This window comes from Stieleria mannarensis (assembly GCF_014154935.1).
In the GTDB taxonomy this organism is placed as follows: Bacteria; Planctomycetota; Planctomycetia; order Pirellulales; family Pirellulaceae; genus Stieleria; species Stieleria mannarensis.
In genome coordinates this window covers 1-20,351 of the sequence record NZ_JACEHH010000064.1, presented here as the reverse complement: position 1 = coordinate 20,351, position 20,351 = coordinate 1, and the positions used below count along the sequence as shown (strand labels likewise).

Sequence of the window (20,351 nt, the reverse complement as noted above, 5' to 3'; positions counted from 1 at the left end):
CGATCCGTCAAGCGGCGCGGCGATGCCCCTGGGGGACGCGGCCACTCGGTGGGGCCGATTTGGAATAGAAGTTTCGGTTGTGAAAGGGCATCGAAACCTGGTCCACGAAGTCCGTGTTCAATTCGTCGCGCAAACGTTTCAAAAACCGTGCGCCGTCCAGGTGTTCGTCGTAGTGCTGGCAGACGTTTCGCGACAGCCGCGCGCGTTTTTCCGGAGGCATCGAATCGATGCGGCGGATCGCGGCCACCAATCCTTTGCGTCCGCGAAAGCAGATCGCGTTGACGCCGTCGATCAGTTCGGGGTGAAACCGATCGGCATACTCCAGGATCGGGATCGTGCCCACCGACATCGCTTCGATCGCGTTGTGGCAAACCGGTTGAGACGCCCCCGGGCAACACAGAAAGAATTGGTGGGCGGCGATCGTGTTCATCCAATCCTTCGCCGCAATCGGATCGCTCGCGCTGTCGCGCAGGACGATTTGATCGTCGCGTCCGTCCGAGTCTCGTGTGGCGATTCGAACGTCAAAGTGGCTCCGCAAGGTGGACAAGATCTCCAGCCGTGACAGCACACCGAACTCGTGGTGCATGGAATCACGGCCGTAGCGTCGATTCTGATTTCCGGCAAAAAAGATGCCGGCCTTGATCCGCCGACGCAGCGTGTCGTCGCATGCGGTCACCGCATCGGCAATCTGTTGAGGGTGCATCGGATAGGGCATGACCAACGTTTTGTCGACCGGGTCCCGTCCGATCAACATGGCGACGGTTCGCTGTCGGTTCAACACGCGATCGGCCTGTCCGCCATCGGTATCGAGCAACACCAGCGATTGAAGCGGAAACGTCGCTTGCGGGTCGATCCAATTGACGTGGGGCATCGACAGGAATCGGCCGCCGTGCGGCTTGTGGGCGATCGCGGCCAACAACACACGGCTGCAACGCAACGTCACCTGCGATCCGATCTTGCCGGCCAACGCCGCCAAACACGTCAGATGCCGACCGCCGTCAAACAACAACTGGTCGCTATATAAGTCGATCCCGATCGTCGTTTCGTCGGTCGGCATCTTCACTTTCGATGGCGACGCCAGATGCTCTTCGGCCAATCGAATGTCAAACGGGTATCGAAGCAGGTGTTTTAATTTCATCTTCGGTCGCTCCTAACTTGCCTGCCGAACCGACGCCGCGGCATGATCATCGATGCCCATCTTCAGCAGCGAATTTTTTCCAGAATGATACGCCGCGATGTGCGCCGCGTGCCGCCGGCAATTCGCATTGATTTCTGCCAGAGTTGCTTCGGCGGTGTTCAAAATCTCGGGGATCTGGTCGACCGACCGATAGATCCAACCGATCGGGCCGTTGTGTTCCGCCTGGCGCACTTGGTCCGCCAGCCAACAACCGTCGGGGACGATCACGGGGACACCGCGAATCATCATTTCCAACAGCACACCGCTGCAACGGGCGACATAGCGACCGGGGTCGTAGAGGAACAATCCGATCCCCGCGGTGTCCAACCAATCGTGGTACGCCTGGCTGGTCAAGTTTCCGCGCAGGACTTCCAAACCGGCGTCGGCAAGCCGCTCGGTTTGATCCGGAGACTTGGCGTCACATCCGGACTGCATCGATGGCGGGATCATTCGCTGCCATCGTTTGGGAGGCAATTGCATCGACCAGACGAATCGGCCTGAGCGCAGGAGCGGTCTCTCGATCGATTCCAACAAGCCATAGATCTGACCGCGGCCTTTTTCCGCCCGCGGCATTCCGGCCAACAGGATCTTCGTCGCATTCGATGAAGAGGATTCCCGTTGCCGTCCGCTGCGGTAACGTGTGGGATAGGGAATGGCGGTGGCGTCCACGCCGACAGCAGCCAGTTGCTGCTGCAGCGACTCGGTGGTCGCGTGCAGATGGACGCGATGCCCTTGCATCGCTGCCATCGCCGCGTTGACTTGACGACCAAACGCCCGGGCGCGTGCGGTCACCACGGTTTCGTAGACGGCGAAATGAAACACGACATGAATCGTCATCGGGCCGGTCTCGCCGCGCCGATCGAGTTCTCCAACCGCGTGTGCCAAGGCGAGGAGTTGGAAATCACCGCCGGTGTTGACCACGATTTTGTCCAGCGGCCGTGGCGAGAACTGGAGCACCGATTCGGCAAAGACCGAGGCCCAGGATTGCAGCATCGCTTTGGGCCGACGTGCAGGGCGACTGGCGCCGTCACACACGGTCTGCCACAGTCGTTCCGGCAACGCGCCGTCGTTCGGTGTCCCTTGAATGTCACGCCCCACGTGCGACGATCCGTCGACGCCCAACGACCAGTTTTCCATCCTCCGCACCGCGAACCGGGCGTCGATGCACAGATGATCCAGACGCGAGTCGCGGGAAAGGTCGGGATTGAGTTTCGGAAGCGTTTGGTGAGCAACCAACTGCGGCAGATAGCCCAGTCGGTACGCCCCGTCGGCAAGCAAACTGGCCAATTCCAAATAGTGACCGCCGATGTCCCGAACGTTGTCGTCCAAGAACAGGATTCGCGGCGATTTTGAGAACGATGCGGACATTGACGCGACAGACGGGGATGCTGGTTAAACCGTGGAACTGGTTCATAGCAATTCACGCCTTCGGCGTCCACGTTGCTTCGCCGCGGCCGCAAGAAGTCACTCGACGGTCACCGAGACGCTTCTCTTGACGCCCGTCGTTCCGATTTGGTAGCCCAGGCGAATGAAAGAATCCTACGTCTCATTGGCATCCGTTCACCACGTCGCGTTCGTGGCCCTAATGGCGTTCGCCGCGGCGGCAACACCATTGACGTCGCTCGCAGACGAGTCGTCGCAAGCTGCGTCTCAGCAGGAATCCTGGGTGCTGCTGCGCAACGGCAATGTACTCTGCGGCCAAGTCGCTAAGATCGGATCGACGGTCACGATCACACGTAGCGACCAATCGAAAATCAATCTGCCCGGCAACCAAGTCGAAACGGTGGGGCGTTCGCTGAGCCAACTCTACCAGTACCGTCGCGGCAACCGCTTCCAAGGTGACTTAAAGCGGCTTCACGCCGATGTGCGCTGGTGCTTGCGAAATGGGCTGCTACAAGAAGCGGCCCAGGACGCGTTGGAAGCACGGGCGCTGGATCCGGCCGACCCGAACACGGTTCAGCTGCTGCGGCAGATCGCCGCCGTGATCCGCCAACAGTCGGCCCCTTCGCAGGTCGATGCCGCTACGCCCGCGGTCCAAACGGTTTCACACGAATCGCCGATTGCTGACGATCGAATGATGGCCGACGAAACGGATGCGGCCCCGCCGAACGGATTGCCGGAGAAGTTGGTCTATGAGTTTACCGCCCGGATCCAACCGATCCTGATGAATCGCTGCACCAGCTGCCACGCCCGCGACGGCCGCAATGAGCGTGAGTTTCAAATCCACACGGCACTGACATCCAGGTGGGCTCCGAAGGATGTTGCCAGAGAAAACTTGCAAGCGGTGATGAAGTATGTCGACCAGGCGGCACCGGGCAACAGTTTGATTCGCTTGCGTGCGTCCGATGGACACGGGGGCCGACGCCATTCATTCGGAAACGAAGGCTCCGCGATGATGGCCAATTTGGACCGCTGGCTGATGCAGGTTGGATCCAGCCAGATGGCGCTCGATCCGGGGCTTTCGTTGTGGGAACGGGAAACCGACCGGGCCAGCGAAAACAAATCCCTTGCACCGACAAGCCCGCCGGAGCTGTCATCGATTGGCCAATCGGGCGACTTGGCGGTTGATACGGCCCACGCAACCGTGGCCGGTGTCATTCTGCCCGGCAGCGGCGACAGCGTATCGGCCTGGAACGCGGACTCACCGGCCGCACTGCCAGAGAAACCATCGCCGGAAACCACACCGCGGATGCGACGCATGCCGAAGGTCGAAAACCCGTTTGACCCGGCAATCTTTAATCGACGGGTTCATGGTCGCTGATCAAATCGCTTTCGGCGACGCGTTCAAGCACCAGCACAAACACGGCCGAACCGATGACCAGGGCGACCAACAACGCCAGGCTGCCGTTCCATTCGCTCGGTGGGACGACCTGCATGATTCGCTCCTTCATCTTTAGCCCCGCCGTTTCTGCCGTCGGCACCTGCAGCGGCCACAGCTTTTCGACGCTGCCGATCATCAACCCGACCAGGACCGCCATCGTCTTGTCGCGATGATGGTCCAGCATCCAGCTCAACAGCCGCGAAAACGCCAGCAGGCCGAACAAGCACCCGAAGGCAAACACGCCCAGTTGCAAAATCGAGTTCAAGTCGATGTCCAGCTTGACGGTGTTCTTGATCAAACCCGTGATCGGGTGATAAACGCCCAGCAACAGCAGGATGAACGCACCGCTGATTCCCGGCAGGATCATCGCGCAAATCGCAATCGCCGCGGCACCGAACAGGTAGATCAGCGAGTCGCCGCCGTCGGTGGGGGAAAGCCGGCCGACAATGACAGCGGCCAGGATTCCAACGGCGCACGCCACCAAACTTGCCGGCCCCCAACGTTTGACCTGGCGACGCACGATCAGCACGCTGGCAAGAATCATTCCGAAAAATACCGCGAAGGTTTCTGGCATGTGATGATCAAACAACCAATTGATCAAACCGGCCAGCGTCACACTGCCCAACACCACGCCGACACCGATCGCCATCAGAAACCGCGCGTCGACATAGTCCCACGCCTGTTTCGGGCGCCGTGCCAAGACCTCGCCGACCAGGTGGGAATCGATCCGGCTGACCGCATCGATCAGGCGTTGGTAATGCCCCAGCACCAACGCCACCGTGCCGCCGCTGACCCCTGGCACGATATTGGCCGCTCCCATACAAAACCCACGGATCAAATTCACCACGTCCAGATGCAACGCGCTGGCGGACCGCTTGCCCGCCGCCGGAGTGTGCGGATCTGACGAGCATTCCGTATCCGTTTGATGCGGTTCCGTTTGATTCGATACAAGCCCGGCATTCGGATCGACGCAATCGGTGTCAATGTTCTGGTTGTCCAGTGACATGGTGGATGGTTCCCTGATTGGCTTCGACGGTGAATACTGCGGCAACAGTGTGATTGTGATCGAGCGCCGCGAGAAGCGGACAACTTGATTTTCAACTGATATCCAGGCCCTGTGAGTACCCAAACGGATTTAGTGGCGTGATCGAAACCATCATCCTGGCCGTTGTGCAAGGGATCGCCGAATTTCTGCCGATCAGTTCTTCGGGGCACCTGGTCATTTTGGGGGCGATGATCAGCGACGTGCAAAGCGAGTCGCCGACGCTGGAAATTATTTTGCACGCCGGGACCCTCGGATCCATCCTGGTCATCTTTTGGCGTCGCATCTTGGATTTACTGACCAGCGACCGGCGTGTGATCCCACTGCTGATTGTCGGGACGATTCCGGCCGTCGTTGTCGGGCTGACGATCAAGGCCCAATTCAGTTGGATCCTGAAGAATCCGCTGTTGGCCGGCGGCATGCTGATCGTCACGGGCATCATGCTGATCGTGCTGGGGCGATTGCCGGTTCGCCAGGGCGCGTATCGAAACGCGTCTTACTTGGCCGCTTTTTGCGTCGGCTGTTTTCAAGCGTTCGCGATATTGCCGGGGATCAGCCGCAGTGGATCGACGATTCTGGGCGGGCGACTGCTGGGGCTGAAAACCGACGACGCGGTCGTGTTCTCGTTCCTGCTCGCGATCCCCGCCATTTCGGGCGCGACCGTGCTGGCGATCAAAGATTTACTCGAAGAGACGAGCCAGGGAGCGCCCCTGGGACACTCGATCACCGAACTGGGAATCGGCGCGCTGGTCTCGTTCGGCGTCGGGGTCTTTGCCCTCAAGTGGCTGATCGGCTGGAGCCGCCAAGAACGACTGCACTGGTTTGCCGGCTGGTGCATCCCGGCCGGAGGCTTGGTGCTGGCACTCGGCCTGGCCGGGTTGGTCTGATGCTCAGTCCGGTAGTGGACGAGGCGACGAGTCCCTGCGGATCGCTAGCGGAGAGCCCCCCCTCGCGTCGTCCACGACCATTGCCTGATTGGCGACGGCCCCGGAAGGGCCGTCGTCCACAAAGCGACCAGGCGTTCTAGCGGCGGCGGCCTCGACCGCGGCCCTTGCCTGACGGCGATTTCTTGTGGTTTTCCAAGTTGTTGTCGACCAACAGGGTGACCACTTCTTGCCAAGTCGGAACGATCTTACGTCGCTTGGCCGCCTCGGTTCGCGGTTCCGCATCGGCTTCGTCCTGGCGGTTTCGACCTCCGCGACGCGTTCGAACCTCGTCCTCGTCTCGGTCCCGCGAAGCGCCGCCGCGTTCGTCTTGATCGGCCGATTCGGCGTCTCGATTGGATCGTCCGCGGCCGCCACGACGTCCGCGACGTCGGCGTCCACGGCGGATCACATCGACTTCTTCGTCGTCTTCGTGATCGTCGTCGAACGCGGACTCGGGGATCCGGGCTTCGGTGACTTCGTCCAGGTCCTCGTCCAGATCTTCATCGTCGCGTCCGCGGGATTGCGAACGGCCGTCATCGTTGTCACTTCCGCCGCGTGAACGTCGGCCGCCACGTCCGCGGCGGCCACGTCGCCGTCGGCGCGGCCCGGAATCTTCCGTTTCGTCTTCGGAGTCGTCCGAGTCGACATCGACACCCAAGCCGAATTCGTCGTCGACCAGTTCGAAGTCTTCGTCCGCGACGGGATCAAATTCGTCACGGCTGACGGTGCGGCGTTGGGAGGATCCCCTTCGGCCGCGACGCCTGGAAGATCCTCGGCGAGATTCATCCAGATCATCACTTGCGACGTCGTCGCTGTCCGCGTCGACGTCCGGCGACACCATTTCGGCGTCCAGCCCTTCGTCGGCCATGCGCTGGCGTTGGCCCCGCCGACCGCGTCGGCCACGTCGCCGCGGGCTCTCACGATCTTCATCACGATCGCGGCCGGGTTGGTCGTCACCATCGGACCGCCCGCGGTCGCTCTTTTCGCTGGCGGACCGTCGTTCACCCGCGGGCGACCGACCCTCGTCGTCGGCATCGTCGCGATCGTCAAAACCGCGACGGCGACGCCCTCGTTCGGGTCGTTCGGAGGTGCGATCCCGCCGCGGAGATTCTTGGGTTGGCTGGACGGTCGCCTGAGCCGAATCCGCGTCGTCGTCTTCGCCGTCGTCGTTCAAATCGGAAAACGAGCGGAACGACAGGGGGTCGGGGGGATCCACCGATCGCGACGTTGATTCGGCAACCGTTGCGGATTCGCGCGCCGGCGGATCAGGCTTGTCGATCGAATCGGGAGCCTCGATTTCGGTGGCCTCGATTTCGGTGGCCTCGGCGCTCGGTTCGGGCTCCGGCCCCAAGTCGATGCCCAGTCCGTCGCCAAAACTACGGGGCGCCTTCTTGGACTTGGTCGCTGACGCTTCGCGTCGCGTGGATTGGATTTCCATCGGGGGGCGATGGGGCGGCGGTTCGTCGGTCGCTTCAATCCCCAGTTCGCCGGCCAATTCCGACCAGACACCGGTTTCCGGTTCGTCGGAAGCGGCCTCACTGTCGGCGTCGGCGCTGTCGGCCGAGCTGGTGGCGTCGTCGCCGGCAAACAGCTTGTCGGACTCGCTCCGCGACGCTTCGACCTGCAGCAATTCTTCGACGACCGGCTCTTGCTTGGCCGGCGGGCCGCCGGCGGCAAGTTCATCGATCCGCGGGTCGCGGGGTCGAACGCCGAATCCGGGCAGTTGCGTTGCGGCGGTCTCGCTGGTCAGTGCCTCCAGCACGTCTTCGGCCGAGGGGCCGCTATCGTCCATGTCGGATTCGTCGCTGACATCGGCGACCGCTTCGGCCACCGGTGGCATGCCACGCGTCGCCGATTCGTTGGAATCCCGATCCGAAAACTCGGACGAATCCGATGCGGATTGTTGTTCGCGGTCGTCGTCGGCGGTCGATTCGGCTTGCGGTTTCGTCTCTTCTGTTTTCGGGGGGGCGGGCGGACCAGGGGTACCAAGAAGCTTGGCAAGAAGGTTCCAATTGTCTGACATTCGGTCTATTAATGAGTTGTTTTGGAGGGGCCAGCAGTCAACCAACCGGCCGAGAACTCGGGCGTATCAGTGACATTGTTTCATCACCGTTGTGCTGTCCACGGATTCGTTCCGGCGTGAAAAGGAGTCCGATCAGCTCGCTCGATGCTCCAACCATCCATTCAAGTCCGATCGAAGGGTCTTCCACGATGCGATGCTTCCGCTGCAAAGGAGTGACAGCTTCGGTGATGATTCGGCAGAGCAATTGAGTCCTCCGGCGAGCTCCGATCCGGCAGTTCCGGATCACTGATCGCTCGCACGTTTCCGACGGTGTGTATCCTGACGCGGTCCTCGTAAAAGGGGCTGTCTGCTGAGATTGATGCCCGAAATCGCCGGCCGGCTTCAATTCGAACGGCTCGGTCCACGGACTTAATCTATATGTATAGCCGCGTACCTCCGGATTCCCAAGGGGATTCCCGCCCAATGAGGTTACGGTTGACCGATCCCGCTCGTATTTCTGTCGTCTTTCCGAGAATCCCGTCCCCCGAATGTCTGCTCAAACCTCCCCGTCCACGCATCCCGCCAAATCGACATCGATCATTCCACGGCGTCGCGGTGGGCCGCTGCGACCGCTGATCGTGTTCGGGACCCGCCCCGAGGCGATCAAGCTGGCCCCATTGGTGTTGGAATGCATGGCGCGGCCGGACCAGGTTGCACCGATCGTCTGCAGCACCGGCCAGCACCGTGAAATGCTGGCACAGGTCCTGTCGTATTTTTCGATCACCCCAGAAATCGATCTGGGATTGATGCAACCCGGCCAGACGCTCACCGGCCTGACCGCCCGCTGCCTGGAAGCGCTCGACCGCGTCGTCGATCAGTGCCAGCCGGATTGTGTCGTCGTCCAGGGCGACACCACCACCGTGATGGCATCGGCGATCGTGGCGTTCTACCATCGCTTGCCGGTCGTGCATGTCGAAGCCGGGCTGCGCACCGGCGATCTGACAGCACCGTGGCCGGAGGAGTTCAACCGCCGGGTGACGGGAATCGTCACGACCTTGCACTGTGCCCCGACGGCCCGCAGCGAATCGGCGCTGCTGGCCGAAGGCGTCCCCCGGCAAAACGTCCGCGTTACCGGCAACACGGTGATCGATGCGCTGCTGCACACGATCGCGAAAGAACGCGCCGACGACGCCAGGTGGCGGGAAAAGTACCCGATGGCGCTGGCCGACAGCGTCGTTCTGGTCACCGGACATCGCCGCGAGAATTTTGGCGGCGGGCTCGAACAAATCTGCGCCGCGCTGACCGAATTGGCCGCGTCCCACCCACAGACCCAGTTCATCTATCCGGTGCACCTGAATCCCAACGTGCACGGCCCCGTCCATCAGCTGCTGGGCGGGTTGAACAACATCCACTTGGTCGCGCCGGCGGACTATCCCGAGTTCGTCTGGCTGATGGATCGCGCCACCTTGGTGTTGACCGATTCCGGCGGCGTGCAAGAGGAAGCTCCGTCGCTGGGCAGCGCCGTGCTGGTCACGCGCACGAAAACCGAACGCCCCGAAGCGGTCGACGCCGGGCTGGCAGAACTGGTCGGCACCGATCGACAGCGGATCATTCGACGGGCAAGCGAACTGTTGGCCAAACCCAACGGAAAGCGCGAGACACACGTCACCGAGAATCCCTACGGAGACGGCAAGGCGGCTCGACGCATCGTCGACTGGATGGTGGAAGCGGAGTGAGTTGGGAGGTGGGAGAACTTCTCCTACCCCTGCTTTTTCAACTCCATCAATTCCTTCCGCTCAGGCAGATTCTTGTAGAACGGGTCCAAAGGATAACAGCCGCTGATGATGCCTTTCCGCGGGGCGGTGGTGCAGTCGCTGAAGGTGCGGCAGACTTTCTTGCGCGTCAGCTGGTTGCCTTCCAGTACATCAGCGGGCAGGTCGGGATAGGAAAGCACCATGCGTCCCAGCCCGATGGAATCGGCCAGTCCGTTTTGCAGCACCGCTTGGGCCACGTTGGGAAGCCAGTCTTGCAGGTAGGTGTAGCCGGAACCGACGACAAACATTTCCGGAAAGCGTTTTTTCAGTTCCGCCGTCGCTTCGATTTGTCGATCGACTCCGATCAGCGGATCCTCCGGCGGGTCGTAGCCGTCGCTGGGTGGAAAGAAGGCCGGCCGTTGCAAATGCGGCGTGTAGTAGGGGCTGCCGGCGGTCGTGCAAATCAGTTTCATCCCCAACGACTGCATCAGCGAAAGGAATCGGATCGGTTCGTCCAGCACGACCGCATCGCCGCGCGAATTGGAACCGAACACCAAACGTGGGTCGCCGGCCGGGTCGGGTTCACCGATTCCCGCGTCCGATTTCCGGTAGGGCAGAAAATCAAAAATGCTTAACCGGACCCCGAGTTCCAAATCCGGGGCTTCGGCACGGATCCCGGCGACGATCTCGCGCAAGAAACGCGTGCGGTTTTCAAAGCTGCCGCCGAATTCGCCTGGACGATCGACTCCGCTCAGCAATTCATGGCCCAGATAGCCGTGGCAATGCTTGACATCGACGAATTGAAAGCCCAGCTTGGCCGAGCGGCGTGCAGCGACGACAAAGTCATCAATCAACGTTTTTAATTCGTCGTCGCTGATGACGCCCGAATCGTCGTTGATGCCCAACCGCGGATCGAGCGCCGGATTGCGTTGGGCGGCGCGCGGTTCGGCTTTCGTCTTTTGGTTCGGACGGGCGAAGCGTCCCGAATGCGTCAGTTGCAACCCGACCACCAGGTCGTCGGTGTCGCCGAAGCGTTCGGCGTGGGATCGAATCAACAGATCACGCAGTTCCCCGATCTGGGACAAGTTGTTTTCAGTCAAACACAATTGGTTGGGATTGGCGCGGCCGTCGTGACGTACCGCGACCGCTTCACCACCCCACATCAGCTTCGCACCGCTGATGCCAAAGTTCTTCCAACGGCGTCGAGTCAAGTCCGTCGGTTTGCCGTCGGGTGTGCCGTCCCAGCCTTCCATCGGCAAAATGCAGAACCGATTGCCGATCGTCAACTCACCGACCTTCGCCGATTGCGACAGCGGTGAAGCCGGGCCCGGCACCACGTCTTGGTCGGCGGGTAGGTTTAGTCCGAGTTCTCGGAGTCGGGATTGAAAATCGTCAAACGTCTTGAGGCTGGCGACACGTGGATAAGTAGGCATGACGTAGCGGTGGCGGTGATGTAGCGGTGGCGGTGATGATGTGGGAAGACGAGCGAGCGAGAAAAGGAGTTCGAGCGACGCGCGTCGATGGCGATCCAATCAGGCCGTCGTTTGCAGCGGATTGGCGGCGTTCTTGAGTAACGTTTCCAAATCGCGGGCGATGTGACCGAGCACTTCGCGGTCGCTGTCGGGACGAGTCGGCGAACCGGGATAGGTATGGTCGGTTTGAATCTGATCACGCAGTTTCAAAAACATCGCGGCGTCGTGCTTGTAGGCCGGCACGGGGGCACGAAATGCGAACGCCCCCAGGTACTGCAACAAGTCATTCAATTGATAAAACCCTTCGTCACCGCTTTCCCACATCGCATCGCGGGCGGCAAAGGCGTCCGGGGCGAACGTGCTCAGCCCGAGCAGGTAGTCGCTGCCGTACATCACCATGTCGATCGCCAGATCATTGCCCGTCATCACCTTGAACTCCGGACGGACCTTGTCACGCAACTGCAACCGCTGCCATTCCAACACTCGATCGAGCGAGGAGTGCTTGGCACCCAAACAGTTGGGAATCCGCATCAGTTGCTCGTACACGCCGAGCGAATAAATACTGCCGAACGGGGCAAACACGGTTGCCAACTCAAAGGCATAAAAGGAATCACATGCCGATGCGAGTGTTTGGTAGTGCGACACGACCTGTTCGTCACTGCCCTGGGTCAGCCCATAGGACTGGAAAAAGATCGGCGTGCCGCCGTGCGACTGGATCTGGTCGATCCCGGTGCGGTACGCGTCCGCCTGGAACGTGTCGCCGGGCCGGTCGGCCACAAACGCTCCGGCTACGAAATCCCGTCCACCGGCGATCGCTTGCGTCCGCCGCAGCGCCTGGATGCGCGTCGCATCGTCGATCAAGTTTCCGTAGCCGGTGTCCATGTTGATCGCGGGCGCCAATCCGGCGTCGTAGGTCCGCGCGACATGATCGTCGAACCCCTGCCAATCAACCGTGTGGTCCTCCAGCAGCGGCAACAGGATCGCGGAAACCCCGGTGATTTTTCGTCCGGGTTTGAGCATTTTGATCGGATCGATCGATTCCACTTGGTTCATCGGGCTGGCCAGTTGCGTTTCGGGCAAATTTGAATTCAGATTGACAGAGGATAGAGGATTTCAATGACCCTGTCTTCGAAAATCGGTTACGACGATCTTGGCAATTCGGGCATCCCCATTCATCGCGGGTCTTGGGGCCGATGCTGGTGACGCGGGAAAACGACGAGAAAGGTGGCGATGAACAAACCCAGATTGACCGACCGAGCACTCCAGGAGCATCTCCCGGATTGGGGCGTGCTGGTCTTGGAGAGCCACCATTCCCCGCAATTCACGATGGATTGGCGCGAGCATGCGTTTTTGAAACTGGTCTATGTGTTGCGCGGCCGCGGGGTGCTGGAATTCCAGGACCGCGTGCACCATTTCGAGTCGGGAGACCTGTTGATTGTCCCGCCAGGCGTGTCCAACCGTATCACCGACGCCCCCGATGCGGCGAGCAGTTTGTACATCGGATGTATCGATCCGCGGCTGTTCGGTTTTGATGACCAGCTGATCGGCCGCCTGCGTCTCGGTCTGGTGGCCGCCAGTCCGTACTTTTCCAATCGCGTGGCGACCCAGCTGCGGCGGATGCGGCACCAGCAAGCCAGCAACGATCCGACACGGCCGATCTCGATGGTCGCCGCCGCACTTCGAATCATCGAATGGGTGTTGCAATTGGGACAGGCGTCGGCCCAATCGAACCGTTCAAGAGGCCGGCGCACAAGTGACCGAGAGGTCATGGAAGAGTACGTCGCCCGCCTGGCCACCGAGTTCTACGAGGCATCGACGATTGACGCCGCGGCCGCCTCACTGGGGCTGACCCGCCGCGTTTTCACCAAGCTGTTCCAAGAGGTCACCGGATCGACCTGGCTGACGCATGTCCGCAGACTGGCCATCAACCACGCCAAGCACCAGCTGGCACAGACCAACCTGTCGATCACCTCGGTCGCCTTTGAGTGTGGATTCAACGACCTGTCGACGTTTTATCGCCAATTCAAATCCCAAGTCGGGGTCTCGCCAAAAAACTATCGGCAATCGATTTCAGCAGAGTAGCGGTTTCAGACATCCTTGCCGTGCCTTGGGTTATAACGGAGCGATGAACATTCCCCATTCTGGTCGAGACGACGCGATGTCCGAAACTGTGAACTTGATTTCCCCCGTTGCTGGCACGTCGGTGCCTGCTTTCAATCGACGAAGCGGCTTGGGCGCGTCGTTGACCGTGCTCGCACTCGGTCTTTCCACACTGGTGCTTTCAACGCTGGGGGGCCCCGCGTCTTTGTCGCCTTCGTTGTGTTACGGCGACGACCCCGTGTTTTCGGGGCCGCAAGCGGGCGAACCGCTGCCGCCGCTGAAACTTCGTGGCGTCTACGACGACGCCGCTGGCAAAGAATTCGACCCGGTCGCCCAGGCCGATGGAAAACCGACCCTGTTGGTCTTCGTGCATAAACTCACGCGCCCCGGGCTCGGCCTGGCACGGGGACTGACAAACTACGCCAAGTCTCTTGACGAATCCCCCAACTATGCCGCGATCGTTTGGCTGAACGATGATCAAGCCGAAGCCGAAGCCTACCTGACTCGGGCACGCCGCTCGTTGAACTTGCAGGTCCCCGTCGGAATCTCGGTCGACGGAGGTGAAGGGCCAGGGGCATACGGCCTGAATCGCAACGTCGAGCTGACCGTCCTGGTCGCCAAAGAAGGCAAGGTGGTCGCCAATTATGCCCTCATCCAACCTTCCATGTCCGACGGTGTGAAGATCGCCGGTGCGTTGGCAAACACACTCGGCACAACGCCCCCGACCGCCGAAGAGCTGCAAAAGGTGGCCTACCCGGGCAGAGCGACGAAGATGCGGCAGCGAGCCAAAGGGCGGGAGTAAATTTCAGGTTTCAGGTTTCAGGTTTCAGGTTTCAGGTTTCAGGTTTCACAACATTTTCTTGTCACCCAACTCCCAACTCCCAACTCCCAACTCCCAACTCCCAACTCCCAACCTTACTTCCTATCCACCATCATCAAACCGTTGTCGGCGACCTTCAACAGCGGACGCGAGTAGCGTGATTGGGCGCCCAGTCCGCCGGGGCGGTAGGTGAATCCGATCGCCAGATTCCAGCCCTCTTCTTGATTGCCACCGCTGCCGGTGCCTTCGTTCGGGATCAGGTAGGTTGCCGAAGTGTTCCACAACAAGTTGCCGTGCACCGGCAGATCCAGCTCCATGCCCAACAACCCGTCATCGTTGTCTGTCCAGCCGACGAAGCCTTCGCAAGCGCCCAGGCGTGCCAGGCGGTGGCGATAGAACAATCGGTACTGCGTCATCGCTTCCATTTCGATGTCATTGCGAACGACCGCGCCGCTGTTGTCCAAGACGCTGGTCGTGGCCGTGTCGTCATCCACTCCCACTGCAAACTTCAATCCGAACACGTTGCAACTACGATTGACCCAACCGAGTTCACCACGCAGCTGGACCAAATCGCTGCGGTAGTACCAATCCTCGTACAAGTAATCCAGCACCAAGCCGTACTGAAACCCATAGTCCACTGTCCGAAAAATGCCGCTGGTCAGAAAGATCTGGCCGCGCGTCTCGTCGGTGAACCCGGCACCGGAAAGGTTGTTCTGGGTGAACCGCACACCGGATTGCCAAGCCATGTCGGTGCCAAAAAATCGCAAGCCGACGCCTTTGTTGAACCCTTCGTAGAATCCGAAGCTGCCCGTCCCGCGACGATCGGTTCCCGTGCCGCTGATGTTGGCAAAATTCATCGGCCCGGTGTGCCCGGCCACGCCGGCAAACAGATCCAATTGCGCCCACTGGATTCTCAGTCGCGGAAACAGACAATCGATGAATCCCCCGATGCCGCCACAGCACGCGTTGCATCCGCAGGTCGGATCATAGCCGTCGCAACACGCATCGCATCCAACACCGTCACATCCGCACGTCGGTTCGACCCACGATTCGGCGCCACAAGCGGTTTCAAAACCACAGGACGCTTCGATGCCGCAGCCGGGATCGACATAGCCCCCGCCGACCGGGCAGTCGCAGACCGTTTCACAGCCGCACGTCGATTCGAAGACGCCGGGACCGTAGCCGGAATCGCCCTCAAAATAGCTCACCTGCTTCAATTCGCCGCCGTTGTGGACGGCATGAGAGACCGAAACGTCGCGTCGCGGCCGGCGCACCGGTGACGCGTCGGACATGTCCACACGCTCGGTTTGAAATACATCGGCCGCCGCATGCACCACGCCTTCGCCGGCCATCACCGGGGAACCGAACGCCGCAAGCCCCCAAAGCACCATCCATGGAAACGACAGGACGGAAATCCGTCGGCACCGTCCAGAGCGGAACATTTTTCGGGGACTCGACGTGTTTCCACTGTGCAAGACCCGCGTAATGGAGTGGCTTGACGTTATCATGTTCCAATTCTTTCCGCTGGGAGGCGTTGCGAAATCAGTGACCGCTTCTCGGTACATCTCTTGGTTTTATGTTCGGCACTCCTAATCGTGATCATTAGAAAACTTTGCGCAATCGGAATCCCTTGCCACCGCCTCACCCTGCTGGCCCTGCTCGCCGCTTCCCTGCCGTTGACCGCCGCCACGTCGGCCCGGGCACAAGACGAAACCGCTGCGGCAGAAACCGCTGCGGATGAGACCGCAGAGGAAAAGGAGGCCAGCGAAACAGCCGGGGCTGACACGCCCGGGGGGCCGCCGACGGTGGAGGTCCCCGAACCGGTCGATGCTGCGACCGCCGCGGTCGATTACCCCCGCGACGTCGCCCTTCTGGATGGAAAACTACTGGTCGTGGACCGATTTCTGCCGGGCATTTGGATCCAGGATGGCGAGCAGTTCACGCTGTTCACGCCGGGAACGCCGCTGTTGCGCAAACCCATGAACGCGCCTTGGTGTGTGACCGCGCATCCCGGCGGCGGCATCCTGATCGGCGATTCGGCCACTCGAGAGATCTACCATGCCGGTCAACCGGGGGCCAAACTCTCCCCGCTGAACAACGGTTACCTGGGGATCCCGATGGCGATCGCCGTCGATGCCGCCGGGCAAACGATTTACGTCGGTGACGCCGAACGCCGTGCGGTGTTTCGCCTGCCGATCGCCGGTGGAAAACCCGAGCTGGTCGCGCGCGTCAACGCGCGGGGGCTGTCATTCGATGACGCAGGCAACCTGTGGGCGGTGACCCCCGACGCCGCAGCGGTTCAGAAGATCGACGTCGCCAACAACTCGGCCGAAACCGTTGTCGATGGCCGTCCCTACCAATTCCCCGGCGGTCTGGTCTGGGCCGGCGAAGAAGGCTTTGTCACCGATGTCTACGGCAAAGCGATTTGGCGATTCGCAGCCGATGGGACGACCGAGAAATGGTTCCAAGGCGAACCGCTGGCCGGACCGGTCGGCATCACCGCCGACGAAACGCACCTGTACGTCGCCGACCCAAAGAAAAAACAGGTCTACCGCTTCGATCGAAAGACCAAAGCGGTTGAACCTGTTTTGTAGCAGGACCGACGGCCCCATTTGAACGATCCAGGCGTTCTATTTTCAGTCGCGAACGATCACGCGGCCGTGCTTGGTGATCACCACGTCAACGCACTCGCCGCACTCGAACTTGTACGTCAAGATCTTGCGGCCGAACAAGCCTTTGCGGCAACCGACATAGCAGGGGACTTGACCGGCACAGCAGGCGTCGACGCAAACGGTGACGGGGTACTTGCAGCACGTGCAGGGATCGACGACGCAAAACGTCACTTCGACCGGCGGCGGCGGGCAGCAAACCGGAGGCGGGCAACAAACAGGGGCGGGGGCGCAGCAAGGGGCGGGTGCAGGTTCGCAACAACCAGCCGACGCGTTCACGGCGGCCAGTGATCCGATCAGCAACGCAGTGCAAGCCGCGAAAACTCGAAGACCTTTCATTGGGTTTTCCTACAGTAAAAGAAGGGGGGGTATCGCTTGACGCCGCTGATACGGGGGGCGACATCAATCTGATTGGCGAAGTCTTGCTCATCAACAAGGTTTGTGCAAGTCGCCCAGATTCTAAAAAATCACAGCAATTGGTGTGCCTTTTGACGGTCCTGGCGATGATAGCGAGCCAAGATCGCTGGCCTGCCGCCATGTGCCGCCGCGGAGACGTCCATCTTGACCCCCGCAACGGCGGATTCTTATCCCAACACGCGTCTGGGGGCATCGATCGACACATGCTGCAACGCAGAAGCGTTGGGAGGTGAGTATCGTTTACCAATGGGACCAATGGGACATATTTGACGCATTTGTCCCATTCGTCCTATTGGTTTCATGCGTGACATGCGTTGCGACACAGCCACCGTTTCGCCGCCCGCCACAGGCCTGGCATCCCCGATTGACCTGGAAGGGTGACCGCCGAACCTGCTACTACGGCATTGCGCCCGATTTTCCCCGTTCGCCGAGGGTCCTGTTTCGTATGCCAATGCCCACGCTCCACAAAAGTCGCCGAATGCTGTTCATGCTGGCAGCGATGTGTTTTTGCCAGGCGAGCGTGGGCTGTGTCCGTCGGCGGATGACCGTCCGAACCAACCCACCCGGGGCGATGGTTTCGGTCGACAACCAAGTGATCGGGGCCTCGCCCGCGTCCACGCCCTTCGTCTACTACGGAACACGAGAGTTCCGGGTGGAGGCCGACGGCTATCGGACCGAGACGATCCGCCGTCGCTTCAACCCGCCCTGGTACCAATGGCCGGGCATCGATCTTGTCGCCGAAACCTTGTGGCCGGGCGAAATCCGCGACGAACGCATCATCGATGTCACGTTGGTCCCCAAGACGCTGCCGGCGTCCGAAGAAATCATCGCCCGAGCCGACGGCCTACGCCGGCAATCCAACTCGGGGATGGTGACCGCCCCTCGACAATAAACTCGCGGCGACAGCCCGGATCCACTACATCACCGAGAAGTAGTTGTCGCAGGCGAAGTCGAAGTACTCGTTCTTCAGCTCCAACTCCAAGTCGTTGTAGAGACAGAAATTGCGAACTTGCAGCAGCAGGTCGCGGGGTTGGCAGTTCCGGAACGGTCGCCCCACCGGCAGGTAGTGGGTTTTGATCAGGTAGTCGATCGCTTCGGGGTTGTAAGGCATCTTGGTCACCCGGCACATGATTTCGAACAGTTTTCGAAAGTCTTGCTCGGGCGGATTTTCGACTTCGATCTTGTAGGGGATCCGTCGCAAGAACGCGTCGTCGACCAAGTCCTTGGGTTCCAGGTTGGTGCTGAAAATCACCAACTGGTCAAACGGGACCTGGATCTTTTTTCCGCTGGCCATGTTCAGGAAGTCATAGCGTTTTTCCAGCGGGATGATCCAGCGGTTGAGCAGTTCGTCGACACGCATTTTTTGACGGCCGAAGTCATCGATGACCAGCGTGCCGCAGTTGCTTTTCAGCTGCAGCGGCGATTCGCTGATGTTCGTGTCGGCGTTGCACAGCACCTCCAGCATGTCCATCGTCAATTCACCACCGGCGATGATCGTGGGGCGTTCGATCCGGACCCAACGCTTGTCGAAGCCGCCGATGTCCAACAGCCCGGTGTTCTCCTCGGGCATCGCCAGCACGTGGTTCATCGGATCAAACACCCGCAAGACGTCGCCGTCGATGTCCACGCTGCGGGGGATCCAGATGTATTTTCCGAACGCGCCGGTCACCCGCTCGGCGATCGACGTCTTGCCGTTTCCGGGGAACCCGAACAAGAACATCCCCCGTCCGCTGGCGATCGCCGGGCCGAGCCGGTTGAGCATTTTGGGGTTGATCAGCAAGTCGCTGAAGGCCCGCACCAGGTCCGCTTTCTTGGGATACTGGCCTTCAATGGTTTGGTAGCGAACGCTCTTGATGTAGTCCTCCAAACGGACCGGGCAAGCGCCGAAATAGGTGCAATCGGCGTTGTGGTTGCGGGCGATCTGGCGTCCGGTTTCGGTCAGAACGTAGACGTAGTCGTTGGTCGCCGTCGCGTTCTTGTAGGCGATGTTCTGCTCCATCTTCATCCGCGTCAAAATCGGTTCGACCAACCGAAACGGGACTTTCACTTGATCGGCAATCTTGCGGCCTTCTGATTCCCCGGCGGTCAACAGAAAGCGGTACATGATCGCTTCCAAAATCGACTCGTTGATCCCAGCCTTCTCCATCGACTCCGGTTCGACCGGTCGCCAGGCTTCGTCACGCGAAGGTTCAAATCCCAGTGGTCCCGGCGGGATTTCGACGCCTCCGCCGAGCGTTTGCTTGGGGCCGCCGGCCGCTTCGGTCGGCGGAGCATCGGACGACTTTGCCGCCCCACCCGATGATGACTTGGCGGCGTTCGCCACCGCCGCTCTTGGCGCCGCCCCGTGAGGCGGCCCCGGGCGTTGACCTGCCGGGCGTTGTGGAACCGGAGGCCGCTGGGCCGGCTGGGGGCCATCGGGAAGCGCCGACGGCGGCGTCCTCCGCGGCGCTTGCGCGGCGGCTCCCGGTTGCGGCTGTCCGGCGACCGGCTGTCCGGTTGAAGCGGGGCCGGGCCCGCCGGGGCGCTGTGGCGGCGCACTCCCCTGCGCCGGCCTCGGCGGTTGCTTGGCCCCTTGGTCGGCCGCATCGCCCCCGGTCAGCGATTGGATTCGAGAGATCAGCGCATCCAGTTGGCTATCTGCATCCGCGCCGCTGCCGGCAGAAGGAGGCGTAAATGACATCGAGAAGTGACCTTCGGGTTTGGAAAGGAGTCGCTTTGGGAGACCATCAAAGCCTGCCGCTTCTTCGGTATCGGACCGACACCAACGCGACTCTTCCAATCATCGGACCTTTCGGATTAAACCAGTCATCGCATGTCAATCGCCGCACTGGCGGAGTTCCCTCAACGGTCCCCGGCATGTACAGACGTCCTTTCCAGGTCGTCGCGGGCTGGTTGGCACGACGTCCTTTCCAGGTCGTCGCGGGCTGGTTGGTACGACGTCCTTTCCAGGTCGTCGCGGGGAGTCCTCTGGACGCCCGCCCAAAAACGCACCCCAGCGACACGGCCCGCACGGCAATTAGCCTGCCAAAAACCGGGGCTCGCGATTAATTTTCAAAAATTTCACCGATGCCTCTTGCCAACCGGCGATTCCGCCCCTATCTTTCCGCCTCCTTGGTGAGGGCGAGCGACGCGAGTCGCTTCTCCCGCAACC

At 60.9% G+C, this 20,351-nt stretch carries 16 protein-coding genes; 7 read left to right on the top strand and 9 right to left on the bottom strand.

Annotated elements, in window-relative coordinates:
- Positions 1 to 7: 7 nt before the first annotated feature.
- Together H1B37_RS28920 and H1B37_RS28915 are read right to left on the bottom strand one after the other, a co-directional pair.
- Positions 8 to 1,138: a glycosyltransferase gene (locus tag H1B37_RS28920; RefSeq protein WP_182870763.1), complete on the bottom strand. Its 1,131-nt coding sequence runs from the start codon at positions 1,136 to 1,138 to the stop codon at positions 8 to 10.
- Between the two features lie 12 nt (positions 1,139 to 1,150).
- On the bottom strand, positions 1,151 to 2,506 hold the full coding sequence (locus tag H1B37_RS28915) for a hypothetical protein (protein WP_182870762.1): 1,356 nt from the start codon (positions 2,504 to 2,506) through the stop codon (positions 1,151 to 1,153).
- 199 nt (positions 2,507 to 2,705) lie between these two features.
- On the opposite strand from H1B37_RS28915, the gene H1B37_RS28910 reads away from it, so the two are divergent.
- Complete coding sequence (locus H1B37_RS28910) at positions 2,706 to 3,938, top strand: hypothetical protein (protein ID WP_182870761.1); 1,233 nt, start codon at positions 2,706 to 2,708, stop codon at positions 3,936 to 3,938.
- On the opposite strand, the gene H1B37_RS28905 is transcribed toward H1B37_RS28910, so the two are convergent.
- A complete protein-coding gene (locus tag H1B37_RS28905) occupies positions 3,913 to 5,004 on the bottom strand; it encodes a DUF368 domain-containing protein (protein ID WP_182870760.1) in 1,092 nt (363 codons plus the stop codon). The two genes, H1B37_RS28910 and H1B37_RS28905, sit on opposite strands and share 26 nt — an antisense overlap.
- Before the next feature lie 137 nt (positions 5,005 to 5,141).
- Here H1B37_RS28905 and H1B37_RS28900 point away from each other — a divergent pair, with 137 nt between their 5' ends.
- Positions 5,142 to 5,927 carry an undecaprenyl-diphosphate phosphatase gene (locus tag H1B37_RS28900; RefSeq protein ID WP_182870759.1) on the top strand — a complete coding sequence of 262 codons (786 nt, stop codon included), beginning with the start codon at positions 5,142 to 5,144 and terminating at the stop codon, positions 5,925 to 5,927.
- A gap of 136 nt (positions 5,928 to 6,063) precedes the next feature.
- On the opposite strand, the gene H1B37_RS28895 is transcribed toward H1B37_RS28900, so the two are convergent.
- On the bottom strand, positions 6,064 to 7,989 hold the full coding sequence (locus H1B37_RS28895) for a hypothetical protein (RefSeq protein WP_182870758.1): 1,926 nt from the start codon (positions 7,987 to 7,989) through the stop codon (positions 6,064 to 6,066).
- A gap of 527 nt (positions 7,990 to 8,516) precedes the next feature.
- Between H1B37_RS28895 and wecB the strand changes: the two genes are divergently transcribed.
- Entirely contained in the window at positions 8,517 to 9,704 is a 1,188-nt protein-coding gene (gene wecB, locus H1B37_RS28890) for a non-hydrolyzing UDP-N-acetylglucosamine 2-epimerase (protein WP_220498420.1), read from the top strand.
- A 23-nt stretch (positions 9,705 to 9,727) separates the two neighbouring features.
- On the opposite strand, the gene H1B37_RS28885 is transcribed toward wecB, so the two are convergent.
- Together H1B37_RS28885 and H1B37_RS28880 are read right to left on the bottom strand one after the other, a co-directional pair.
- Entirely contained in the window at positions 9,728 to 11,155 is a 1,428-nt protein-coding gene (locus H1B37_RS28885; RefSeq protein WP_182870757.1) for an oxidoreductase, read from the bottom strand.
- Between the two features lie 99 nt (positions 11,156 to 11,254).
- Positions 11,255 to 12,274: a dihydrodipicolinate synthase family protein gene (locus H1B37_RS28880; RefSeq protein WP_286178321.1), complete on the bottom strand. Its 1,020-nt coding sequence runs from the start codon at positions 12,272 to 12,274 to the stop codon at positions 11,255 to 11,257.
- A gap of 150 nt (positions 12,275 to 12,424) precedes the next feature.
- Here H1B37_RS28880 and H1B37_RS28875 point away from each other — a divergent pair, with 150 nt between their 5' ends.
- Complete coding sequence (locus H1B37_RS28875) at positions 12,425 to 13,276, top strand: helix-turn-helix transcriptional regulator (protein ID WP_182870756.1); 852 nt, start codon at positions 12,425 to 12,427, stop codon at positions 13,274 to 13,276.
- 76 nt (positions 13,277 to 13,352) lie between these two features.
- A complete protein-coding gene (locus tag H1B37_RS28870; RefSeq protein WP_182870755.1) occupies positions 13,353 to 14,096 on the top strand; it encodes a hypothetical protein in 744 nt (247 codons plus the stop codon).
- A 113-nt stretch (positions 14,097 to 14,209) separates the two neighbouring features.
- Here H1B37_RS28870 and H1B37_RS28865 read toward each other — a convergent pair whose 3' ends face one another.
- Positions 14,210 to 15,556, bottom strand: coding sequence for a DUF6666 family protein (locus H1B37_RS28865; protein WP_182870754.1), 1,347 nt, complete (start codon positions 15,554 to 15,556; stop codon positions 14,210 to 14,212).
- A 153-nt stretch (positions 15,557 to 15,709) separates the two neighbouring features.
- Here H1B37_RS28865 and H1B37_RS28860 point away from each other — a divergent pair, with 153 nt between their 5' ends.
- Positions 15,710 to 16,708, top strand: coding sequence for an NHL repeat-containing protein (locus H1B37_RS28860; protein ID WP_353620950.1), 999 nt, complete (start codon positions 15,710 to 15,712; stop codon positions 16,706 to 16,708).
- A 42-nt stretch (positions 16,709 to 16,750) separates the two neighbouring features.
- On the opposite strand, the gene H1B37_RS28855 is transcribed toward H1B37_RS28860, so the two are convergent.
- Entirely contained in the window at positions 16,751 to 17,122 is a 372-nt protein-coding gene (locus tag H1B37_RS28855; protein ID WP_182870787.1) for a hypothetical protein, read from the bottom strand.
- Between the two features lie 529 nt (positions 17,123 to 17,651).
- On the opposite strand from H1B37_RS28855, the gene H1B37_RS28850 reads away from it, so the two are divergent.
- Positions 17,652 to 18,092 (top strand): PEGA domain-containing protein, encoded by a 441-nt coding sequence (locus tag H1B37_RS28850; protein ID WP_286178320.1) that lies wholly within the window; start codon positions 17,652 to 17,654, stop codon positions 18,090 to 18,092.
- A 24-nt stretch (positions 18,093 to 18,116) separates the two neighbouring features.
- Here H1B37_RS28850 and H1B37_RS28845 read toward each other — a convergent pair whose 3' ends face one another.
- Positions 18,117 to 19,880, bottom strand: coding sequence for a DUF8689 domain-containing protein (locus H1B37_RS28845; protein ID WP_286178319.1), 1,764 nt, complete (start codon positions 19,878 to 19,880; stop codon positions 18,117 to 18,119).
- Between the last annotated feature and the right edge of the window lie 471 nt (positions 19,881 to 20,351).

Coding starts and splice junctions, on each gene's coding strand:
- H1B37_RS28920 (WP_182870763.1), bottom strand. CDS start 1,138: ATGAAATTAAAACACCTGCTTCGATACCCGTTTGACATTCGATTGGCC.
- H1B37_RS28910 (WP_182870761.1), top strand. CDS start 2,706: ATGAAAGAATCCTACGTCTCATTGGCATCCGTTCACCACGTCGCGTTC.
- H1B37_RS28905 (WP_182870760.1), bottom strand. CDS start 5,004: ATGTCACTGGACAACCAGAACATTGACACCGATTGCGTCGATCCGAAT.
- H1B37_RS28895 (WP_182870758.1), bottom strand. CDS start 7,989: ATGTCAGACAATTGGAACCTTCTTGCCAAGCTTCTTGGTACCCCTGGT.
- wecB (WP_220498420.1), top strand. CDS start 8,517: ATGTCTGCTCAAACCTCCCCGTCCACGCATCCCGCCAAATCGACATCG.
- H1B37_RS28885 (WP_182870757.1), bottom strand. CDS start 11,155: ATGCCTACTTATCCACGTGTCGCCAGCCTCAAGACGTTTGACGATTTT.
- H1B37_RS28875 (WP_182870756.1), top strand. CDS start 12,425: ATGAACAAACCCAGATTGACCGACCGAGCACTCCAGGAGCATCTCCCG.
- H1B37_RS28870 (WP_182870755.1), top strand. CDS start 13,353: ATGTCCGAAACTGTGAACTTGATTTCCCCCGTTGCTGGCACGTCGGTG.
- H1B37_RS28865 (WP_182870754.1), bottom strand. CDS start 15,556: ATGTTCCGCTCTGGACGGTGCCGACGGATTTCCGTCCTGTCGTTTCCA.
- H1B37_RS28855 (WP_182870787.1), bottom strand. CDS start 17,122: ATGAAAGGTCTTCGAGTTTTCGCGGCTTGCACTGCGTTGCTGATCGGA.
- H1B37_RS28850 (WP_286178320.1), top strand. CDS start 17,652: ATGCCCACGCTCCACAAAAGTCGCCGAATGCTGTTCATGCTGGCAGCG.
- H1B37_RS28845 (WP_286178319.1), bottom strand. CDS start 19,880: ATGTCATTTACGCCTCCTTCTGCCGGCAGCGGCGCGGATGCAGATAGC.